17 protein-coding genes are annotated in these 19,222 nt (G+C 57.6%); 4 read left to right on the top strand and 13 right to left on the bottom strand.

Annotated features, from left to right (window positions below):
* Positions 1–61: 61 nt before the first annotated feature.
* From D1227_RS08415 to D1227_RS08400, 4 genes are read right to left on the bottom strand one after another with little or no spacing between them, the layout of a single operon-like run.
* Complete coding sequence (locus D1227_RS08415; protein ID WP_119404507.1) at positions 62–1,264, bottom strand: MFS transporter; 1,203 nt, start codon at positions 1,262–1,264, stop codon at positions 62–64.
* Complete coding sequence (locus D1227_RS08410) at positions 1,261–3,450, bottom strand: serine hydrolase domain-containing protein (protein ID WP_119404506.1); 2,190 nt, start codon at positions 3,448–3,450, stop codon at positions 1,261–1,263. The genes D1227_RS08415 and D1227_RS08410 overlap by 4 nt, the downstream gene beginning before the upstream one ends.
* Positions 3,450–5,021, bottom strand: coding sequence for a tetratricopeptide repeat-containing sulfotransferase family protein (locus D1227_RS08405; RefSeq protein ID WP_119404505.1), 1,572 nt, complete (start codon positions 5,019–5,021; stop codon positions 3,450–3,452). Before D1227_RS08405 ends, D1227_RS08410 begins: the two co-directional genes overlap by 1 nt.
* Positions 5,022–5,066: 45 nt before the next feature.
* Positions 5,067–5,747: a porin family protein gene (locus tag D1227_RS08400; protein ID WP_233349633.1), complete on the bottom strand. Its 681-nt coding sequence runs from the start codon at positions 5,745–5,747 to the stop codon at positions 5,067–5,069.
* Between the two features lie 217 nt (positions 5,748–5,964).
* On the opposite strand from D1227_RS08400, the gene D1227_RS08395 reads away from it, so the two are divergent.
* Genes D1227_RS08395 through D1227_RS19785 form a run of 3 tightly spaced genes read left to right on the top strand, consistent with a single transcriptional unit; the run spans position 5,965 to position 8,761 of the window.
* A complete protein-coding gene (locus D1227_RS08395) occupies positions 5,965–6,666 on the top strand; it encodes a hypothetical protein (RefSeq protein ID WP_147373287.1) in 702 nt (233 codons plus the stop codon).
* A 30-nt stretch (positions 6,667–6,696) separates the two neighbouring features.
* On the top strand, positions 6,697–7,593 hold the full coding sequence (locus tag D1227_RS08390) for a hypothetical protein (protein ID WP_147373286.1): 897 nt from the start codon (positions 6,697–6,699) through the stop codon (positions 7,591–7,593).
* A 7-nt stretch (positions 7,594–7,600) separates the two neighbouring features.
* Positions 7,601–8,761, top strand: coding sequence for a hypothetical protein (locus tag D1227_RS19785; RefSeq protein WP_147373285.1), 1,161 nt, complete (start codon positions 7,601–7,603; stop codon positions 8,759–8,761).
* Between the two features lie 32 nt (positions 8,762–8,793).
* On the opposite strand, the gene D1227_RS08385 is transcribed toward D1227_RS19785, so the two are convergent.
* From D1227_RS08385 to D1227_RS08345, 9 genes are all read right to left on the bottom strand, one after another.
* Positions 8,794–9,468: a hypothetical protein gene (locus D1227_RS08385; protein ID WP_119404501.1), complete on the bottom strand. Its 675-nt coding sequence runs from the start codon at positions 9,466–9,468 to the stop codon at positions 8,794–8,796.
* Between the two features lie 250 nt (positions 9,469–9,718).
* A complete protein-coding gene (locus D1227_RS08380) occupies positions 9,719–10,423 on the bottom strand; it encodes an IS6 family transposase (protein WP_119404500.1) in 705 nt (234 codons plus the stop codon).
* Positions 10,424–10,597: 174 nt separating this feature from the next.
* Positions 10,598–11,263, bottom strand: a complete 666-nt coding sequence (locus D1227_RS08375) for a hypothetical protein (RefSeq protein ID WP_119376144.1) — start codon at positions 11,261–11,263, stop codon at positions 10,598–10,600.
* On the bottom strand, positions 11,260–12,579 hold the full coding sequence (locus tag D1227_RS08370) for a phenylacetate--CoA ligase family protein (RefSeq protein ID WP_119404498.1): 1,320 nt from the start codon (positions 12,577–12,579) through the stop codon (positions 11,260–11,262). The genes D1227_RS08375 and D1227_RS08370 overlap by 4 nt, the downstream gene beginning before the upstream one ends.
* A 33-nt stretch (positions 12,580–12,612) precedes the next feature.
* Positions 12,613–14,169 carry an AMP-binding protein gene (locus D1227_RS08365; RefSeq protein WP_119404497.1) on the bottom strand — a complete coding sequence of 519 codons (1,557 nt, stop codon included), beginning with the start codon at positions 14,167–14,169 and terminating at the stop codon, positions 12,613–12,615.
* A 13-nt stretch (positions 14,170–14,182) separates the two neighbouring features.
* On the bottom strand, positions 14,183–14,617 hold the full coding sequence (locus tag D1227_RS08360) for a Zn-ribbon domain-containing OB-fold protein (protein WP_119404496.1): 435 nt from the start codon (positions 14,615–14,617) through the stop codon (positions 14,183–14,185).
* Between the two features lies 1 nt (position 14,618).
* The gene (locus tag D1227_RS08355; RefSeq protein ID WP_119404495.1) at positions 14,619–15,812 is read right to left on the bottom strand and encodes a thiolase C-terminal domain-containing protein; all 1,194 of its coding nucleotides are present in this window, start codon (positions 15,810–15,812) and stop codon (positions 14,619–14,621) included.
* Positions 15,813–15,920: 108 nt separating this feature from the next.
* Positions 15,921–17,147 (bottom strand): alpha/beta fold hydrolase, encoded by a 1,227-nt coding sequence (locus D1227_RS08350; protein ID WP_119376139.1) that lies wholly within the window; start codon positions 17,145–17,147, stop codon positions 15,921–15,923.
* A gap of 18 nt (positions 17,148–17,165) precedes the next feature.
* On the bottom strand, positions 17,166–17,891 hold the full coding sequence (locus tag D1227_RS08345) for a FadR/GntR family transcriptional regulator (protein ID WP_119376138.1): 726 nt from the start codon (positions 17,889–17,891) through the stop codon (positions 17,166–17,168).
* Between the two features lie 134 nt (positions 17,892–18,025).
* On the opposite strand from D1227_RS08345, the gene D1227_RS08340 reads away from it, so the two are divergent.
* Positions 18,026–19,132 carry an amidohydrolase family protein gene (locus tag D1227_RS08340; protein ID WP_119376137.1) on the top strand — a complete coding sequence of 369 codons (1,107 nt, stop codon included), beginning with the start codon at positions 18,026–18,028 and terminating at the stop codon, positions 19,130–19,132.
* The last annotated feature ends 90 nt before the right edge of the window (positions 19,133–19,222 follow it).

Below are 19,222 nucleotides of genomic sequence, written 5' to 3'. Positions count from 1 at the left end.
ACTATCGATGAGGCCAGACTAGCCGCTGGCTTTATGGGCAATAGTACCAGTTGGGCGGTGTTTATTGCGCCAGAATGCGATCGCGATGGCTGTCCAGATGCCGTGCCGGAAAGAGCATGATGACCATGCTTAGCGCCAGGCCGGCGAGCGCTGTATTGATCAGCGTCGACAGGCCCAGACCAGCGCCGAGAATCCAACCCGCGATGAGAGGGCCTGAGGCCAGCCCCATCTTCGAAATGAACCCGCCAAAAGCCGACGCCCGGCCGGCCTTGTCGAACTCCGCGGTCATGCCGAGCAGATAGGCGACAACGAAGCCCCAGGTGATCCCTGTCCCGCAATTGGCGATCATGTAGGCGGCCGGGCTGGCGCTCCAGTGAAAAACCGCCGTGCCGAAAAGCGTGAGGATCATGGAGGCAAAGAGCAGCCAGAACCGCCCGAATTTCAGGCCGCAGATCATAACGAGGGCCGGCCCCAGCAGGGCGACCCATGTCGCCAGGCCGAGTGCCATTGAGACATATTCACGCTCAAGACCGTACCCAATTCCAAGACGGATGATATAGGCCAGCAATCCCATGTTCGCGGCCTGGAAGACAAAGATCGCAAGCAATGTCATTATCAGCGGGCGCCACTGCATCCGCGGCGACTCCTCAGCGCTTTCAGGGTCTCTTGCCGTCGCCGGATGGGCCGACAGAAACGGCAGCATCAGCAGCGTCGCAAGGCTGAAGGCGGCGAGCGAGAGAAAGAGCGCGCTGGTCCCGTAGAGCGGTGCAAGCGGGGGCAGCAACATGACACCAAGCCCTCCAAGTCCGAATTGAACGAAGAGCAGCATACCGAATGTCCGGTCAGACTTGGCCGTGCGCGCGATGAGGGCAAACGCGGTTCCGGTCAGAAGCCCCCCGATGAAGCCATGAACAGCTCTTGCGGCAAACAGCACCGAAAAACTGTCGATGGCGATCGAACCGAGGTCGATGGCAATCAGGGCGACCAGGCAACTGATGCAGGTCACTCTCCATGGCATCCGGCGCACAGTTGCTGTTGCCAAAAGCGCGCCGGCCGCTGCGCCATAGATGTTGATAGAACCGATCTGACCAGCCTGGCCTTCGGACAGGCCGAGGCCAGCCACCAGGCCGTCGACGATGGCCGCCATGATGTTGACGTAAAAGAGGCCAGCCGTTGCGAGAAAGGCAAGGATGATGGCGGCCGTCCAGCCATCCGGGTCAACGCGAAGCGAGGCACGTGCATGCGGTATCGAGGTGTCGCTCATGGGCGCCCTCCCTTGCAGAAGTTTGAAATCGCACCGGTTTCGAGTGCGGCACCGGCCCAGCGATACGCGCCGCCATCGCTGACATAGTAGTAGGTCACGCCGTTCGGGATGATTGCGGCGACGAGCCCGCCGAAGCCGGACATGAATGGAATGCGCGTTGGAGAATCGCAGCCCCCATAGGCCTGAATGTCGAACGCCCAGAAGCCGTTCCTGTAGAAGAGTGGCGCCTCTGCAGCGGGCAGACCGTCACCCTCTCCCTCCTTCTGAAGGGCCTGTCTGAGCGGCCTTTTCGCGACGACCTGCTCACCGTCGATCTCCCCATCGGCGCCGCCGAGAAATACGAGAAGCTTCGCCAGGTCGCCGCGCTGCATGAACAGGCCCCAGCCGGTGAACGGTTGAGAATCGGCGGACGGCCCGGAACGCCGCGTCTCATCGAGCACTTGCGAGAGACCGAGCCGGCGCCAGAGCGGCTCGACGAGCAGGTCCCTGTAGATGTCCGCCTCCGCTCCCTTTTTCGCGCGAAGGAAGGCCTGCATGGCCGTGCCGAGCAGATAGGTGTCGGAGGTGTGATAGACGAATGTCTTGCCCGGCGCTGTCCGGCGCGGGAACTGCCCGCAGGCGAGCGCAAGCTTGCGCGCTTGAGAGGTCGTCACAAAGAATTCCTGATCGACCGACGCATCTTCATCGGCATCAGGAGCGGCCGACCCGTAATGCCCCGTCGCCATGTTGAGCGCATCGGCAAAGGTGACATCGTTCCAGGAACCTTGCTCCGCACAAGCGGGCACATAGTCGACAATCAGCGCGTCCATGGCACCCGGATAGAGGTGCTCCAGCCGCATCATGCCGAGGCCGGCAAACATCGATTTCGCGAAGGAATAGGACGGAATGACCAGCTCATCACAAAGCGGCATCGGCCCCGCCCGCGTGCCGCACTCGCTCGCATAGTGATGGCCTTCGACCGTCAGCCCGAAGAGTGTCATGTCTTCGGGATCGACGTCGCTTGCAGCGCCGAATGCGCTCGCGTCTATTCCGGGAAAGTCCCGCGCCAGGTCTTGTATAGCGCGAACAGGAAGCCGGCTGTCCAGCTCCCGCTCATAGCCTTCGACGATGGTGGCGGCGTTTTCGACGTCAGCTGCTTCAAACCCAGCCTCCATGAGCCCCCATGCGTCGAACTGAAAATAGGCGCAGGTCTCGGACGCGACCTGCCAAAAGGCCGGCGAGGTGGAGCCATCACCCAGAATATCGAGAACAATCAGACCATTATGGACGCAATTTGCATTCTTTTCGACAAGCGCAAACGGCAGCACCGCGCGCAGGTCGCCCTGCTGGCCAGGCAAGCTCCAGACACGGCCGGTGGTCATAATCAGGTCCCAGTGAGGATTGCCGGTAAGGACCAGATGACGTTTTGCCGGAATGAGGTGACCTCGAGACGTGACGAAATCGATGCTTATCTCGGGCAGCTCACGCTGCGGTGCCAGTTCATCTGCATAGCCGAAGCGGTCAGCCAGGACGTTTGCCTGGACCGATTGCGCATCCGGGCTGAGCGTCAGCCTGCCCTGCATGGATGCTGCGGGCTCGCCTGCTTCCGCAATTGGCTCAAATACGCTCATCGGAAGAAGACTGGACGGCGTCCCTTCTCCATCCAGAATTTGCTCGAGGGCGGCGCGCGCATCAGCGTCGGAGGGTAAGGGCACCTGCCTGACCGCCCGGATATTATCGGCCCAGCAGGTGTCGTTGATGGCATTCCCACCGCTTCGCACCCTGACCGCCATCTGGCTCAGCGGCCCGGCGATGTCTCCCGACACACCCGTCAGCGTAACGCCGTCATCCTGACCGTCGCCAACGCTGCCAATCGTCACCCAAGGCTGTCCGCCTGCGGAGAATTCGAGCAGGCAGGCGTCCGATTTCTCGAGTCCATTGGCTGCAAAGTCTGCCGAAACGACCAGCGTCTCTCCAGCTTCGACAGTGCCTTGTATTGTTCGGCCCGCCCAAGCGTCGCGGCGAAGGCGGATCGAGTAGTTGCCTGCATACTCCGTCAGCTGGATATCGCCCCGCCCCGGGTCTCCGCGCCAGGCTCCGAGCTCACCGGACTGGAAGGTTTCGTCCAGCAGGGTCTGCGCACCGGCGGCCTGCACGCAGGCGATCACGGCAATCACAAGCACGAGACAGGAGAGGACACGCCGCATCAGGTCTGCTCTCCGAGCAGCGCCCTCAAGGGTTTGAGCCCTTCTTCGTAGCGCCGCCACTTGCCGACCGACGAGGCGTAAAGCGGCTGGCGGACTTGCGCTGCGCTCGCCGTTGCAGAGGGTGATGTGTTTTCGTGGAAGGCCAGGCACGCCGGGTCCCAAGCCAGGCCGAGGAAGTCCAGCATGCGTTCGGTCTCAGACCGCAGGTCTGAAACCACCGCCTCATAGTCGATATCAAGGATGCGGCCCGGCAGCAGCGCCCTCCAATGGCGCATCAGCCGGTCCTTCGCATTCATGTAGGCGGCAAGATCATTGAAATCGTAGGAGAATGGATACCCCATCCGGAACAGCGTCTTGTACATCGCGAAGGCATTATCCATCGGATCGCGCCGCATATGGATGATCCGGGCATTGGGCAGGGCCTTCGCGATCAGCCCGATATAGAGGTAATTGAGCGGGGCCTTGTCGATCATGTACCGGCACTTTCCCGACGCCCGCTCTCCGATCCGCTTCAGATAGGCCTGCCCGAGCCGTTCAGGGTCGAGCTTTGCAGCGGCCGGCACAAGGTCTTCTCCTGGAAATCCCTGCCGGCAAAGCGCTGTCAGCGCCATGGGAAAATCGGTCAGCTCACCGAGGCTCTCGACCTCTGCATGGGCGCTCAGAATACGATCGACCAGCGTGGAGCCACTGCGCGGCAGGCCGAGAATGAAGACCGGCCCTTCCGAAGTGTCCCCTTGCGGACCTTCCTGCAGAAAGTCCGCGTCGAAGACGGTTTCAATCTGCTGCATGCGCTGAACGTCACGCTCAACCTTGTACGCCATTCCGGCACGGCGCGCGGCCGCCCCGGACTGAAGGGCCGTGAAACTTTCGGCATACCGGCCGAGCGCCTCCAGCTCGTGGGCAAGCGCATAGTTAAGCTGCACACGGCCCAGGCCCTTGGCGCGGCCGGATCCAAGTGCCGCGCGCATGGCGTCGACGTGATTGTCCTCTTCGGTTGGCTTGCGCAGCGTGGCCCGGTTGTACCAGGCATCAAAGTCATCCGGGTCGCGTTCGATGATGGCGTCGAGTTCGCAGGCGGCGTCTTCGAGCCTTCCGAGGGCTACGAGGGCCGACGACAAGGCGAAGCGGAAGGCGGTTTCGTTCGGCCGGAGCGCCACAGCCCGCCGCGCGCATCGCTCGGCGGCGGCAAAATCACCGCATTGAGACCACGCCTCGCTCAGCCGGCCCAGCCATGCGGCATCGTCAAACGCAGCCAATTCCATCTTCTTCAAGGCGTCTTTCGCCTCCAGGATACGCCCAAGATGGATGAGTGCTTCGGCCTTCATCAGGCCGACGAGTGGAGAGCCCGGTGCCAGCTCGTCCGCCTTCTCCAGGCTTGCGTGCATCGCCTCGAAATCAGCCAGCATCTGCGAGAGACGCGCCCTTGCAATCCAGCCGTCCACCTGGTCCGGCGACGATGCCAGCATTGCTTTGATCAGCTCATTGGCCTGGCCCAGCTGCCGCTGCTTGAGGGCCCTGTCTATGGCGGCAAGTGCGCGCTTGTCTGGTTCCGTGAGCATGGCTGAAGGCATGAAGGTTTCCGGCGTAGCGGAGCAAGTCCGCTACGCCGGCCCTGGCTAGAATTTGTAGCGCACCGTAGCACCAATCGTCCTCGGGAGCGCGATCAGTTGCTTGTTCGCGTTCCCGAAGTAACCGAGGCTTGGCGCCGTGCCCATATAGGCTTCTGTGAACACGCCGGTCACACCGTCTTCGTTCGCAATGTTCTTGATCCATAGCGAGAGGTCGAAGTCGTCATTCGACAGTGTCGTCGTGGCGTTCCAGATCGCAAAGCCATCAAGCGGAACATTGAACCTCGGCGATGTCGTCACGGCATTGCGCGTTTCGGACTGGTAGTAGCCATCGACACGCGAGAACCAGGTCCAGTCCGACCCGACCGTTGTGGTGTAGTCGAGCGCCCAGTTGAGAGCGTGCTCCGGCGTGCCCGGAAGCATGGCCCCGTCCAGCGCGATGGGCGCGGCTGGCGCTGGCCGGTCCGGCGCATAGAAGTCGCTGGTCAGCTCGGCATTCACATAGGCATAGCCGAGCGAATAGTGCCAATTGTCGCTGAGATAGCCGTCGAGGGAGGCTTCAAGGCCATAGGTCTGGGCCTCCTCGCCGTTCTGGACCACGAAGAAGCCCCAGTTGGTCGTGGAGGTGTTCAGCTGCGGGTCCTGCCAGTCGACCAGGAAGGCGCTGACATCATAGCGGATATCGCCCCGCTGGGCATTGTCAAAGGAACTGAAATTACTACTTCGCACCGCAATTTTTTGCCGCCCGTGCGAGGCAAAAATCCAATAAAATCCAGCGCCCTTGGTAGCGGCTTAAGCCCTCGAATACAGTATTTGATTTTCCCCTGACAATACCGCATCAAGCCTTTTAAACACGACAACCAACCTGGCCCAGAAAGCCGAGGCACAACTAGACATTGCTTCGGCTGTGTGGGTACGATCTGTCTAAGTCCGGGGACGCCAGATCATGAAGTCGCTAACTGCCATTATTAGCTTGATGTCCTGTTGCGCGGTTTTTGCGATTGCAAATGCGCAACAAGCGGAGTTGAGCGTTTCTCCAGATGATTTTTCAGAAAGCTTCATGGGAGCGGCCGAGGTCTCCAGCGCAGGCGTGCTTGTCGGTTACTCTGTCGGCACTGATGTGGACTGGAAGGCAAATCAGATCCCAGTCGCGATCCCGAACAACTACGACGGAGAACTCTGCCTGAGAGCGAGCAGTCTGGATGGTCGCTTCTGGTCGTTTAACCCTTACCGCATTTCGGCCTCCTCCACCAAAGTTGAGCTTGGTCCGGTATCACGAGGCTTTATGCAAACGTTGCGACGAATGCCGGATAGCTACATGGCTTTGCGAGCGTCGACCAAGAGCGGCGACGGATGCGACGATCTACGAGAGGTGCGCTTCTTTCCCGTGATTGGCGCCACTTCGGACGAGATATCCTTCCTCGTAAATAGCAGTGGTCGAAAGGCATATGCGCGGATTCGCTTTGATGAAGATACCGTCACAGAAGTCGTGGAGTGTACCCAGATAACCGACGTCATTCCCGTCGCGGCCGACAAGAGGTGCACTCTGGAGCCTTCAGACCGAAAGGGACAGGCGCAGGTCGAGTTCGCTTTCATTGGAAGCACAGGTCAGCCTGAAGTGCTGCAGTACGAAATCAGCGTGCCGTAGAGAAATTACCATCTTCGATAGGGGGAATTCGTGCTGAAGCGATCACTATTTGTGTCGGCCATCCTGGCACTAGCGGGCCTGATTGGCTTGTGGATGCTGCCAAAACCAGATGCGTTGCTGTCGCTTTCGGCGCAGACGAATTATGTCTCGTATCGTGTCATGGACCCGAACGCTTCGGCCTTGCAGCTCATCAATGCGCGTCTGATCCAACGACCATCCGACCCTTTTTCAACGGAGCCTGCGTCAGAAACTTGCGTCTCCGGCCGGCTACTCCCTCAGCTTGGCAATCAAGTGAGCTATGAGACGATCGGATCCGACGTGATATCGATTTCGATTGCCGGAAATGGCCAAGCCGGATCGACCGCAAGAATTGAAACCGTCGATAACCAGATCCTGGAGCTGAGCGAACTCGACCGCCTCGAACTTTCGGCTGAACGCGAAAACTGCAAGTCAGAATTTGGCGCGCTGCCGGTATGGGGGCCTGGCGAGATTGGAAGCGTGCGAACCTTCGGAGCGACGCAGTCGTTCAGCAAGGAACTGCTCAGCGGAGAAATTATCATTTCGGCAAAAGCCATCGAAAAGCTGTTCTTCGTGATCCCCGGCGCAACAGGTCTTTATGAAGCAGGAAGAGTCACTCTTCCTGCCGGCTCTCAGGTTCGTCTGGATGAAGGGGGCTGGATAGGGTCGGTGAGACTGCGTCCCGACGTGGGAGGAACACTGCTTCAGGCTGACTTGTCGACAGAAAGCGATACAGTCTGGTTATGGCGTGCCGGAGCCTCATCGGACGCAGGGGCGATCCCAATTGGCGCGTCGGCATTTGTCCGCCAGACTCGCGACCCTGGCGTGATCGGGCTTCAGATAGCGCTCGCGATGATATTGCTGATAACTCAGACGGTCTCCGGGTTGGCGCAAACTGTCCGGAGTTGATCACGCCATGCTTTTTCCAAACGCCAGTCGTATCTTCGCTATTGGACTTATGGCAGCTCCAGCCAGCGTCTTCCCAATGGGACCTGTTTTGCAGGATGCCGCAAACGCTCAGCCGGTTCGGGTTTTGCGTGCCGACGGCTCAGGCAGCTTCGGTCATGGATATGTATTTGGCGACAGGGCGACTGGCGATTGCAGGATAGTTTTACCGGCGCACGTCGTTCGCACGATCGACGGCCGGCTCTCTTCAGCGTCATTAACAGGCCTGGACGGGACAGGCGGCGCCGCACAAGGGTTTACGCAGCCGGATGCAGACATTGATATAGCTTTTGGTCGCGTGGAAGGCCTCGGAGGCGAGTGTCTGTCCCGTCTCCCTGCACAGCCAATCTCCGACAGCCTACGGGCTGGAACGACTGCACGGCTGACCTTCTCGGATACCGCAGGTGGCGGAACAAGAACGATGCCGGTTCGAATCCGAGACCAGGGATTAAACGGTCATTTCTCAATCGAACCGATCGCCAGCAGCGCGGACGAAAACCCACGGATACTGCCAGGCTTCTCGGGGTCCCTGGTAGACAAGCTTGGAGGGGCGGCGCTCGGGGGCGATCTTCCTCTCGGACTCGTCATAAGCGTCTGTGACGGTGTGGGTGCCTCTGAGGCTGCACTGGATTCCGTCTTCAGCGATGCGCCGTCTGTAGTCGCGTGCGGTGACGGCCACTATGCGACAGTCGTTGGGTTCGACATCATACGTGAGCTCTCGAACCGCGCGCCAACTGTTGGCGCTAAATCAGAATCCAAAACAGCTGATTGGCACATAGTTGGATATGAAGCAGATGTTGTCTCAGGCACTTCAGCAACCCTTGCCAGCGGAGATGACTGCTTTCTCGTAAAACCCCGCTCTGGTGATTCAGCGATCTCGCTTGATTTCAATCTACTTGGAGAAGGTGCATTGACGGCTGTTACGCTGGAGTTCTGCGAAGAGCCTCTCAGGCAAAAAACTGTCAGCGTCGGCTCCGCAGACCGAACCTACAGAACCGTCAATGCAAGCGACCGATCAGTTCAATTCACGGTCGGTCGTCGTCCAAGAATTGAGACCTGGGTAAAGATTACACCTGAAACGACCGACACAACGGTGGGCCTTCGACAGATAACGTTCCATAGCGATCAGTGAGCAAGTACTAACCGTCAGGCTGTGAGGGTTGTTCAATTCAGTTTGATCGAGGCCGCTGCAGAGAAACGAGAGTCTTCGCACTGCATTGTACCCACAAATTCTGGTGCATTTTCGGCCAGTTGGAGGTCGAGCCTGCATTTATCGACCATTCCGGAGACACTGCAGTGATGCTGAAGCGTTACGGAGTCACCCGTCACATTCCCGATAAACGTATAGCGCTCATCCGGTTTGGACGTTCCAGTGAGACACAAACCTTGAATAACTCCAGAGTCTTCATCGTAGCCGCCAATCAGATAGTTAACGGCCGGCCGATACAGCGTGACTGTCAAATAGCTTGAACGAAACTCGCTTTCTACGCTGTCCGGCTTCTCACCCGCGCTCAATCTTCGAGCCTCCTCGGTTGCAAGAGCCTCGGATTTATCAATGCGAACAGAGAATGACTTCTTGGTCTTGAAGAAGTGATTCACCGCGAGAGATCGCACGGTCGAGTCGGCACTTGCGAACGCCTGCGTAAGAGCAAATTCACGAACGGCTTTGGAGTCGTCCGCGAGTGCTTCATCCAATGTACTCAAACGAACGATTGCACTTGCATCATTCAATCCTGCCTCGACAGCAAGAAGCTTGTCCTTCGTTGACTGCGCGTATGACGGAAGTCCCGCAAGCAGCAGACCCGCGACAATGACTCTCTTCCAATTAAACTCAAGCATGTCGGTGCTCCCCCTCACGTTTCCGCAAACGTGCAAAAGTGAATCGCAAAAAGCAACTCTGGATTTCCGATTTCATCGACAACTCGTTTTCTGAGGGAGTGGAAATGACTGGACAGACCTAAGACACGCCTGATCCACGCATCACGCCTTGAAAACCTGCACCACCAAAGCAGCCGGCCTGCTCCAAGGCTCCAATCGGTGCTGTCAGTCTAATGCGAACCCGTCTCCAGCGTCGTTAGGCGCGCCGTCGCTATCCAGCCAAAAGCTGACGCCATTCGAGGAGAGCGGCATCACGCTGGGATTTGAAAGTCTGTCGGCGGTTGATGTGGCGGTCTAGATTGAAGTGATTGTGGAACGAGGCATGGGTCGAGGCGAATTTCTGGAGGCTCGACATCCGCCTGAACCTCAGCATCGCCCGCTCTCGTCGTCGGAATGGAAGGTGGCTGTTTTCAGCCCGATTATTGATGTGGCGACCGACCTCCTGTCGGTCTTGGTTGCCAATCTCTTTCATCGCAGCGCCGTAGGACCGCAGCCGGTCCGTGACGATGGTTCTGGGCGCGCCGTAGCGCTTCATGGCTTTCTTCAGGAAGCGCAAGGCCGCTGATTTATCACGTGTTTTCGTGACGTAGCTTTCGAGGACTTCTCCCTCGTGATCGACTGCACGCCAGAGATAATGCGTCTCGCCTCGGATCTTCACGAAGACCTCGTCGAGGTGCCACTGCCATTGCGTGATTTGGCGCATGTAGCTTGCCCGCCGCACCCGGATCTTGCCGGCAAACATCGGCCCAAACCGATCTACCCAAGTTCGAACACTCTCATGGCAGACGTCAATTCCACGCTCGTGAAGGAGGTCTTCGACGTTGCGAAGGGACAGCGGAAAACGAACGTACATCATGACCGCGAGCTGGATAATCTCGGGCGACGTTTTGAAGTAGCGGAATGGATTGCGGGTCATGAAGCGAAGCTAGCGAGGCTGCCCTCCTCGCTCAATCGGCCTGTTCTCCTGACAATGCCTCACCGCAAGCTGGATGATCTCAGGCGATGTCTTGAAGTAACGAAAAGGCGAGTTGGGCATTCCCTACCCTAGCGGATCCGACGAAATCGGGAAGTTCCGCTGACAATGCCCCCTTCAGAGCAACTCGACAACTGCATCATGATTTCCGCATCGACAGGCGACATCGGACATGCGGGCCTTCACGCCAGTGCCAAGGTCGACCACCGGTTCAGCTCTGACCTGTCTAGATGTCAGTCGAAGCTCATCACCTTCGGCCGAACCTGCCCATTCACGGGAGTCGAGATGGAGGTTGCCGCTCGCACAGTCAAACAGCAGTACCGGTCCAGCAAGAACGCAACGTCGTGCATCTAGACCTGGCATCGCTTTTACATCCTCGTAGGCGTCCGGCCGTGCCCAAATCGTCCTGCCCTTGAACACGCGTGCCGCATCGTGGCCCAACATCTTCAGGCCATCAAGCGTTTCCCTACCAACGCCCATCATCGCCACCGGATTGAATTGACGACTAAGCGATTCAACGCGCCCCGCATCGTACGGGCTGAGATCAGCGTTCGTGCCGTACATTCCCAGAATCTGGACAGCGTATTCGAAGGGTGCAAACTGAATGACTTCTGGTGTCGTCGAAACATTGGTGATCACGCTGCCGGGACTGAAACCGAAACTTTTCAGCGTACGGACCATGTTCACGCCCGCACGGTCGAGTTCGGTCCGGCGCGACCCGTAAAAGTGCATTCTTCCACCGACCGTATAGCTGCCGATGACGTCTGGCCGTGGTGTATTCATGACTTTGTTACCCGTGGAATCTTGTGAGGAGGTCCAAGCTTCAGTAATTCCTGTTCGTCGACGAGCTCGACAATCAGAGGCACACCAATCTCACTGGCGATTTTGTCATGAAGCCGGCCGCGAAGGGCGCCAGGCGACCCCGCAAGTCTCTCGGTGTTATAACCGATGCGAAGTTTCAGCGTGTCCATTTCGCGATGTGTACGGACGATCTGGAACAATGCTGCACGCGTTTCGCTCTCATTCTCAACCAGCCCCATGATTTCGCGAGGCAGAATGGAACGACCCTCAACAAGGATCTGATCCGTGGCGCGACCGAGCAGGTTGAATTTTGCATGAGTGCGTCCGCATCCGCAGGGTGTTCGGTCGATGACAACAAGATCCCCGGTTCGATATCGCACCAGCGGCGAGAGGCGATCCACCAGCGTTGTTACAACGAGTTCGCCAACTTCTCCATCTGCGACCGGTTCAGCAGAGATTGGATCGACGGCCTCAATGAAAGCGAGGTCCTCATACGCATGAAAACCGTCGTGCATGCGACATTGGCTGGCACCAGCAACATCGCCAAGGCTTGTAGTTTCGAAGATTTCCAATCCCCAGGATTTGGTCAAGTTCTTCAGCCTTTCGCCAAGGGGCTCACCGCCAAAGACCGCGCCTTTATAGGACTTGAACACGTCGACAGGATCGTCGCCGGTCTTTTCGAAATATTGCTCCATCGCCAAGATCAATGGTCCTGGGAATATGCTCATTGTGACCGGCCGATAGATTTTTGAAGCCTCGATCAGGCGAGGAATTTCTGTCGGTGACATCGAAAAGGCAATCTCGCACAGACCGAGTTCCATGGATGCACGACGCCTGTGACCTCCGCGAAAAGTGAACATGATATGGCAGATATGATCGCCGGGGCGCGCGCCGATATGCCAAAAATCACGACTGTAACTTTCTTCGGAGGGCATGCGCCGCCAATTGGGCACGGGCGTTGGATCTCCGGTTGTTCCGGACGTCGTTCCAATCGAAACGGTCTGACCCGGAATGCTCACGCTCATTCCACCCGATGGGTCACCGTTACGATCGCGAAACTCGCGGATATCATCCTTGGTGATGAACGGCGCCTTTTCCATGAAATCAGCGGTCGACTTTATGTCGGATGGACTGACCCCCGCTCTTTTCCATACTTCGTTTATCAGGGGGGCATTTTCGAAAGCATGCCGACTCATCGCCCTGATTGCGGCTTCCTGATGCGCGTCGAGGAATGAACGCGGCGCAACTTCGATCGGATCAAGTACGTCTGGCCATTCTGCTTGTGATTGTGACGCCATGATTGGTCGCCTCCTCCTTTTTCGGTGCCGGCTTTAGCCGACTTTTGGATAACCTCCGCCACCGTAGGCTTGGTCAACCTTTGCCCGGTCAACAACTCCGCCTGGACCGCGCGGAAGCGCTTCAGCGAATTCAACAATCTTCGGCTTTTTGTAGGATGCCAGGCGTTGGCGGCAGTGCTCGATGAAGTCCTCGGGCCCATGTTCGCTGCCAGGCTTCCTGACTATGATGGCCTTCACATTCTGGTCCCAGGTCGGGTCCGGCACACCGATGACGCAAACATCAGCGACCCCGTCGTGAGTTTTAAGGCAGGCCTCAACTTCCGCAGGATAAATGTTTTCGATGCCAGATTTGATCATCGTGGTTTTCGGCCCGACGAAAACGATTGATCCATCCTCCAGCCGCTTGCCCAGGTCATTGGTTCGATGCCATCCATTAACGACTCGTCGGGCGTTTTCCTCGGGGCGGTTCCAGTAGCCGCACATAACGAGCGGACCTCGCGCCAGGATTTCTCCCGTCTCGCCAATCGGTAATTCCTCGCCATTATCATCGGCGATCTTTGCCTGGAGGAAAGGCGATGGACGGCCGGCCGCTTCGCCTCCCATCCATTTGGTGATCGTCAGGCCGCCGATTTCCGTCTGGCCGTACCCACCCGGTGCACTCATCATAGGTGATGATCCAGGCATCACCAGAGGGATCCTGTAATCGGACATTTGGGCATCCCTGAAGATGCTCGAAACGTCGTATTTGCCATCCTTGTTGATAGCCCGCATCTGTTCGATCGTAGGCGGCGCAATAAAGGCATGGGTAAGCTTTTCGGATTCGATAATCTGCAGGAGTTCTTCAGGATCAACCCGGGCCACAAAGGCGTTCCGGCCTCCGGCCATGAATGTGGCGAGTGCGCCCATCAGCACACCGACATGAAACATGGGACCTGATACGAGGTAGCCTGATGTTTCCGTAACCCCCTGCCCCACCTGGTTCAACCAGGACACAATCAGCAGGGATTCATGACTGAGCAGAGCTGCGCCGGGTTTGCCGGAAAACCCGGCCGTATAAATCGCCAGCAAAGGCTTTGATGTCTCAACAGGGTCGAACTCCCTTGTCGGGTCGGCAGTCGCAATCAGATCCTCGTAATTCGTTTCGCCTTTACAACCATCATGGCAGATCCAGTTAGAATCAGGACGCCAAGCATCCCGGGCCCCGCGATTGATTTCACCAACGTCCTTATTTTGCCACAGGACGACCTTGGGATCGAAATCATCCAGCGCAAACGCGATCTCTTCAGGCGACCATCTCCAGTTTGCTGGACACATGATTGCGCCGACCCGGGCACTCGCCAGAAGAGCTTCCAGAACGCGGAAGCTATTTTGTCCAAGCCATAGCACCCGGTCACCCCGGCCAACGCCATGATTGCGAAGAACCGTGGCAAGCCGATTTACACGGTCGTCGACTTCTTGGAATGAAAAGCGGTGAGCACCTTCGACGATGGCGGTCAGGTTCGGGCGACACCGCGCCTGTTCTTCCAGCAGATCACCCAGCCCATAGGCATGGACACTGAGATACGGTGCAAGCGCCTGATGCTGTTTCATGACATCTTGCTCCTTAAACTGGTCGGAAAACTGGCAACAGCCAGCCATCCTGAATCGGGTTCCAGTCGACCTTGACCTTCATGCCAATTTCGACTTTCTCCGCGTCGATGCCGACAAGATTTGACACGAGGCGGGCGCCAGGGGCACCGTCAAGATCAACAACAACCGGGACATAGATGAGTGGCTCGCCAGAATATGGCGAGCGGGTGCAAATCGCGAAGCTGAAGACGGTCGCAGTCCCAGGCAGCTCGGGCCAGTTCATTTCCCGACTCTGACACTCAGGACAATAAGGCGTCGGCGGCATACGGAAATGACCGCATTTTGCGCACTGGCAGGCCGTGAGTTTCTTCTCCTTAGCCATCTGCCAGAAGGGCTCTGTCGACGTGTCTGTGCTGATCGCAATCTTGTCGCCGGGCAGCAATTGCGCGGGTCCATATTCCAGAGACATATCAGGCCCTCCTCAGAATGCAGCCGGACACGGGAAGGGACGCTGGCCCACCGGTTACGAGAGCGAATTCGGCGTCGTCGACCTGATTCACGGCAACCCCTCGCAATTGCTCGACCGCCTCGCGGGTATGGGTGGCGCCGATAATGTAGGCTTCCGACAATTGGCCACCATGAGTGTTTACCGGAATCGAACCGCCCTTGTAGCGAATGGCGCCGCTCAGAACGAAATCATTGCCCTCACCCTTTTCGCAGAAGCCGTAGTCTTCAAGCTGCATGAGAACCATCGCGCTGAAATGATCATAGATCAGCGCCACGTCCATATCGGCAGGTTTCAATCCGGATTGTTGCCAAAGGCGATCGCCGATCGGTTTGTGTCCGGAGGATCCGAAATGAGGGTCCGGCATGCCCATCCAGGCAAAGGCTCGCCCCCATTCGCGCTGCCCGCCATGCGCTGCCGCGTGGATGAGGACCGGCTTTTGCTTCAGATCCCTGGCTCTTTCTGTACTCGTCGTGATCCAGGCCACCGCGCCGTCCGTTTCGAGGCAGAAATCGAGTCTGCACAGCGGGTCGGCCAGCATCGGGCTGGCAAAATACTCTTCCTTTGTCAGCGGGGTCCGCCGCATCGCGCCTTCCCGGTTCAAGGCATTCTCACGCTGGCTGATGACGATTTCAGCAAATGCGTCCCGCGTCGTGCCGTAGAGATGCATATGCCGGCGCGCGAGGACGGACATCAGATGGCCCGGCCCGACAAGGCCGGAAGGCTGCAGGAACGAATTTTCAGGGCTGGGCGCGCTCGCGCCGAATACAGTGCCAAGGCGCTGCTTATACTGCTGCAACGCCATGACGGTAACGACATGCGTCGCATCTTCATTCATGATGGCCGCCGTGGCGAGGCCAACAGCTCCAGCTGCACCGCCGCCGCCACTCGTCAGCGCCGCGGTAAATTTCACCTCGGGAATACCGAGCATTTCCATCAGGGACGCTGTGTCAGCCTTGTCTCCATAGCCCATCTGGGCACCAGAATAGTAGGCGAATCCGTCAATCTGTTTGACCGAAATACCGGCATCGTCGCAAGCCTTCAGAATGGCTTCGCCGACCATGTCGTTGATTGTGCGCGGATGGCTCTGTCCGCGGACATAATAGTCCGTTGCCCCGACGCCGACGATTGCGCACCTGTCCTGATTGATCCAGACCAAAGCTGGCCTCCCTATTATCGGATCCTCGGATCACTTATATAACTAGGTTATAGATAGACAGAATGCGCTTTGTCCAGCGCTACACGCCAGAAATTGCGATAAATCGACCTAAGAGAAGTGAAGGCGGCGGTATTTGCCACCAAAGTAGAGCAAGGGGTCTCGCCGCGGCTCAAACTTTGCGCGAAGCACTTCACCAATCAGGATTTCATGGTCGCCACCGTCAACGATCTCCTGTTGGCGGCACTCGAAGTTCGCCAGTGCCCCATTGATGAGAGGCACGTCATGGTTCCCCCGCTGCCAGGGGGTTTGGGCAAACCTGTCTTCACCTGGTTTCGCGAAGGTGTTCGAGATACCTTGCTGCCCTATGTGCAACACGTTGACGCCGAAGTGCGACGCTGCTTTCAGGGAGCTGAGAGAACCGGCCGATTTGGCGATACAGACTAGCAGTAGCGCCGGATCAAGAGACACTGATGTGAAGGAGTTGGCCGTCAGTCCGATTGGCGACTGTTCTCCAGTCATGGCTGTAACGACTGTAACCCCGGTCGCGAAGCAGCCAAGCGCATCCCGAAGGGTTCGCGCATCCGAACCGGATCTATACTCAGGCGTGAACCTCGGAACTCGCCGCTCCAGGAAATCGACAATCGCGGCATTGAAAAGATCTGAGCGTTCTTCTGTTACAAGATGACGCGATTCCTTGATCTCGGCGAATTCCGGATTCTTGAAGCTCTCAAGAAAGCGGGTCGCAGCTTCATGTTCAGTAAGCTCTGAAAGCGCACCCCGGACGAAAAGGACAGGAAGCTTGATATTGGTCGCGCTGCGCGTGATGCGGGCCAGGGTCGACTCGATATCAAATCCATCCAGAAACCGAACATCCCAGGGCAATGATCCGGCGTCCGTTTCAGCGCGTTTCTTGAGCGCATCCGATATCTTCCGAGCCTTCCTCACATCTATTTCGGGCGGCGCATCAACCAAGACCAGACCCGTTGCAAGGTGACTGCCCTCTTCACCAAGTGCGACACTGGCAATCCAGCCGCCAAGCGAGGCTGCAACAATGACCGGCCGCGACCCAAGTTCATTGAGGACGGACTTGAGGTCGCCAACATACGCATCCAGATCGTAGCGCCCGTCTTCGGGCCAGTCGCTTTCACCATGGCCGCGCAGGTCAAGACTGATGACATAGCGACCGGCCTTGACCAGAGACTCCACGGTTGGCTTCCACATGTCCCGTGTCTGGCCTCCGCCATGCAACATCAGGACTGCGGGGTCCTCGGGCCATCCCTGCACATCCGCCTGAAGTCGTGCCCCTGCGAACCCGATATATTCCTGAAGTGGCATAAGATCTTCCTCCCTCATTCATGCTTTCGCAGATGCATCTCTGTTCAACCATTCGGTAATCATTCTGGACCGCCGCTTGATCATGAGACGAGCGATCTCCTCATCTCTCGCTAGTACAGCATCGCAAAGAGCCAACTGGAGCTCGCGGGCGCGGCGGCGATCTTCCACTGTCTGGAAGAAGCGCAGATTCTGTTCCTTGCGACCAAAGGTGTAGCCGATCTCGATAAACAGCATGAAAGCAGGGTTGCCGCTCATTTGCGCCAAGAGCCTGGCCAGCTCTGTTTCCTTCCTGATCAAAAGGTCGGGCGTTTCATCAGTCTGCAGCGCGTTTTCTGCATCCGCTCTGAACATGGCAAGCTTCTGCCAAAGCCCGGCATCGGCACAGCTACACGCCGCGGCAGCCGCTTCTTCTGCGAGAGGAAGAGTGACCGCCTGGATATTTTCAATTGTCGCTCCTTTTAGCCGAAGATACCGGGCGGGCGCCCTGATCACATCAACAGCATTGGGGCGCGATGCAAAGAACCCTCCGCCTTGCCCCTTGCGAACGTCGATCATGCGGTCTGCCGCCACAAGCTTGGCTGCCTGACGCAAGGTTGGGCGGGATACGTCGAAACGAGCGAGCAGGTCTGGCTCGGAACCGAGAAAATCGCCCTCGCCAGCGGTCATGGACATTTCGGTAAGCTGGCGTGCGGTTCGCTCCACGAGCGAAAGCCTTGTTTCATCAGGTTCGTCAAACGGCATCATGCGATCTCCGATATAATAGTTACCTTTTAGGTGAGTGATATCAAATAATCAATGTTGATATTTGTGGCACTTAGTTATATTAGTTACCCATTAAGGCGGACTGGATGAACCGCCCCAACTAAGCGGAGTGTTCCATGCAACCATTCGTATTCAGCGCAGACAGCCATGTCGTCGAACCGAATAGCCTCTTTCTCGACGGACTTCCGGCATCGCTAAAAAAACACGCGATCCACGCCTACAAGAAAGACGATTACATCATCACCGGCACCGAGGACAAAACCATCTACCGACTCCGGGTTGGCAAGAAAGGCGAGAAGGAACTCGGCGACCGCGAACGGCGCGGCGTTCGGGAAATTCCTGGCCGAATCCTCGACATGGAGCTGGATGGCATTGATGCCGAAATAGTGTTCCCATCGCTCGGCCTCTGGCTTTATTGCCTTGATGACCCGGAGGCTGAAGCTGCCTCGTGCCAGGTTTATAATGATTGGAACCATGACTACTTTGCCGACCATCTTGACCGGTTCGTCAGGTGCGGTGTCCTGCCAGTTCTAGATTTCTCAAACACGATGGCTGAAATGAAGCGCCTGGTCGGCATGGGGATCAAAGCGGCGATGCTTCCCGCAGTGACACCGAAAGCGATTGCCAAGTATAATGACCCTGCCTGGGATCCGGTCTTCAATCTGGCAGGCGAGCTTGGCATGGTCTTCGTGCTGCACACTGGCACAGGACTTGAAACCGTAATTCACGAGCGCGGGCCCGGCGCGGCCGTCATCAATTATTCAAATCAGATGAATGACGCCATCAACTCGTGCCAGTACCTCGTCGCCGGCGGTGTGCTCGATCGTAATCCGAAGGCAAAAGTAGCGTTTATCGAAAGCGGCGCAAGCTGGCTCGCAGCCGTTGCCGAACGCATGGACGAAGTCTATGTGGCGCACCATCATTTCGTGCATCCGAAACTCTCAATGATGCCGAGCGAGATCATCAAGCGCCAAGTATACGCCTCCTTTCAGCACGATCGGGCCTGCATCGTCCATCGCCATGAAATCGGCGTTGAAAACATCATGTGGGCGTCGGATTATCCGCATGCAGAAGGCACGTTCCCGAAATCCAAGGAAATCGTCGACGGGCTGTTCGCAGGCATCGATATTCCAGAGCGGGAAAAGCGACTTATTCTCGGCGGGAATGCAGCGCGCCTGTTTGGACTGAAGAATCCCGCTGTCGCCGATCTCGTTGCTAGCTGATCAAGGATTTCGGGAGCAGTCGTTTCTCCTCCCGTCCGGTCTTCACTCTGATCTGCCAAGCGGCGACCTCCGGGGGTGAAGGCTATAACT

Source organism: Henriciella mobilis, from assembly GCF_003576315.1.
Lineage (GTDB): Bacteria > Pseudomonadota > Alphaproteobacteria > Caulobacterales > Hyphomonadaceae > Henriciella > Henriciella mobilis.
Note: the sequence above shows the minus strand (reverse complement) of the source record. Positions and strands in the feature narration are given on the sequence as shown.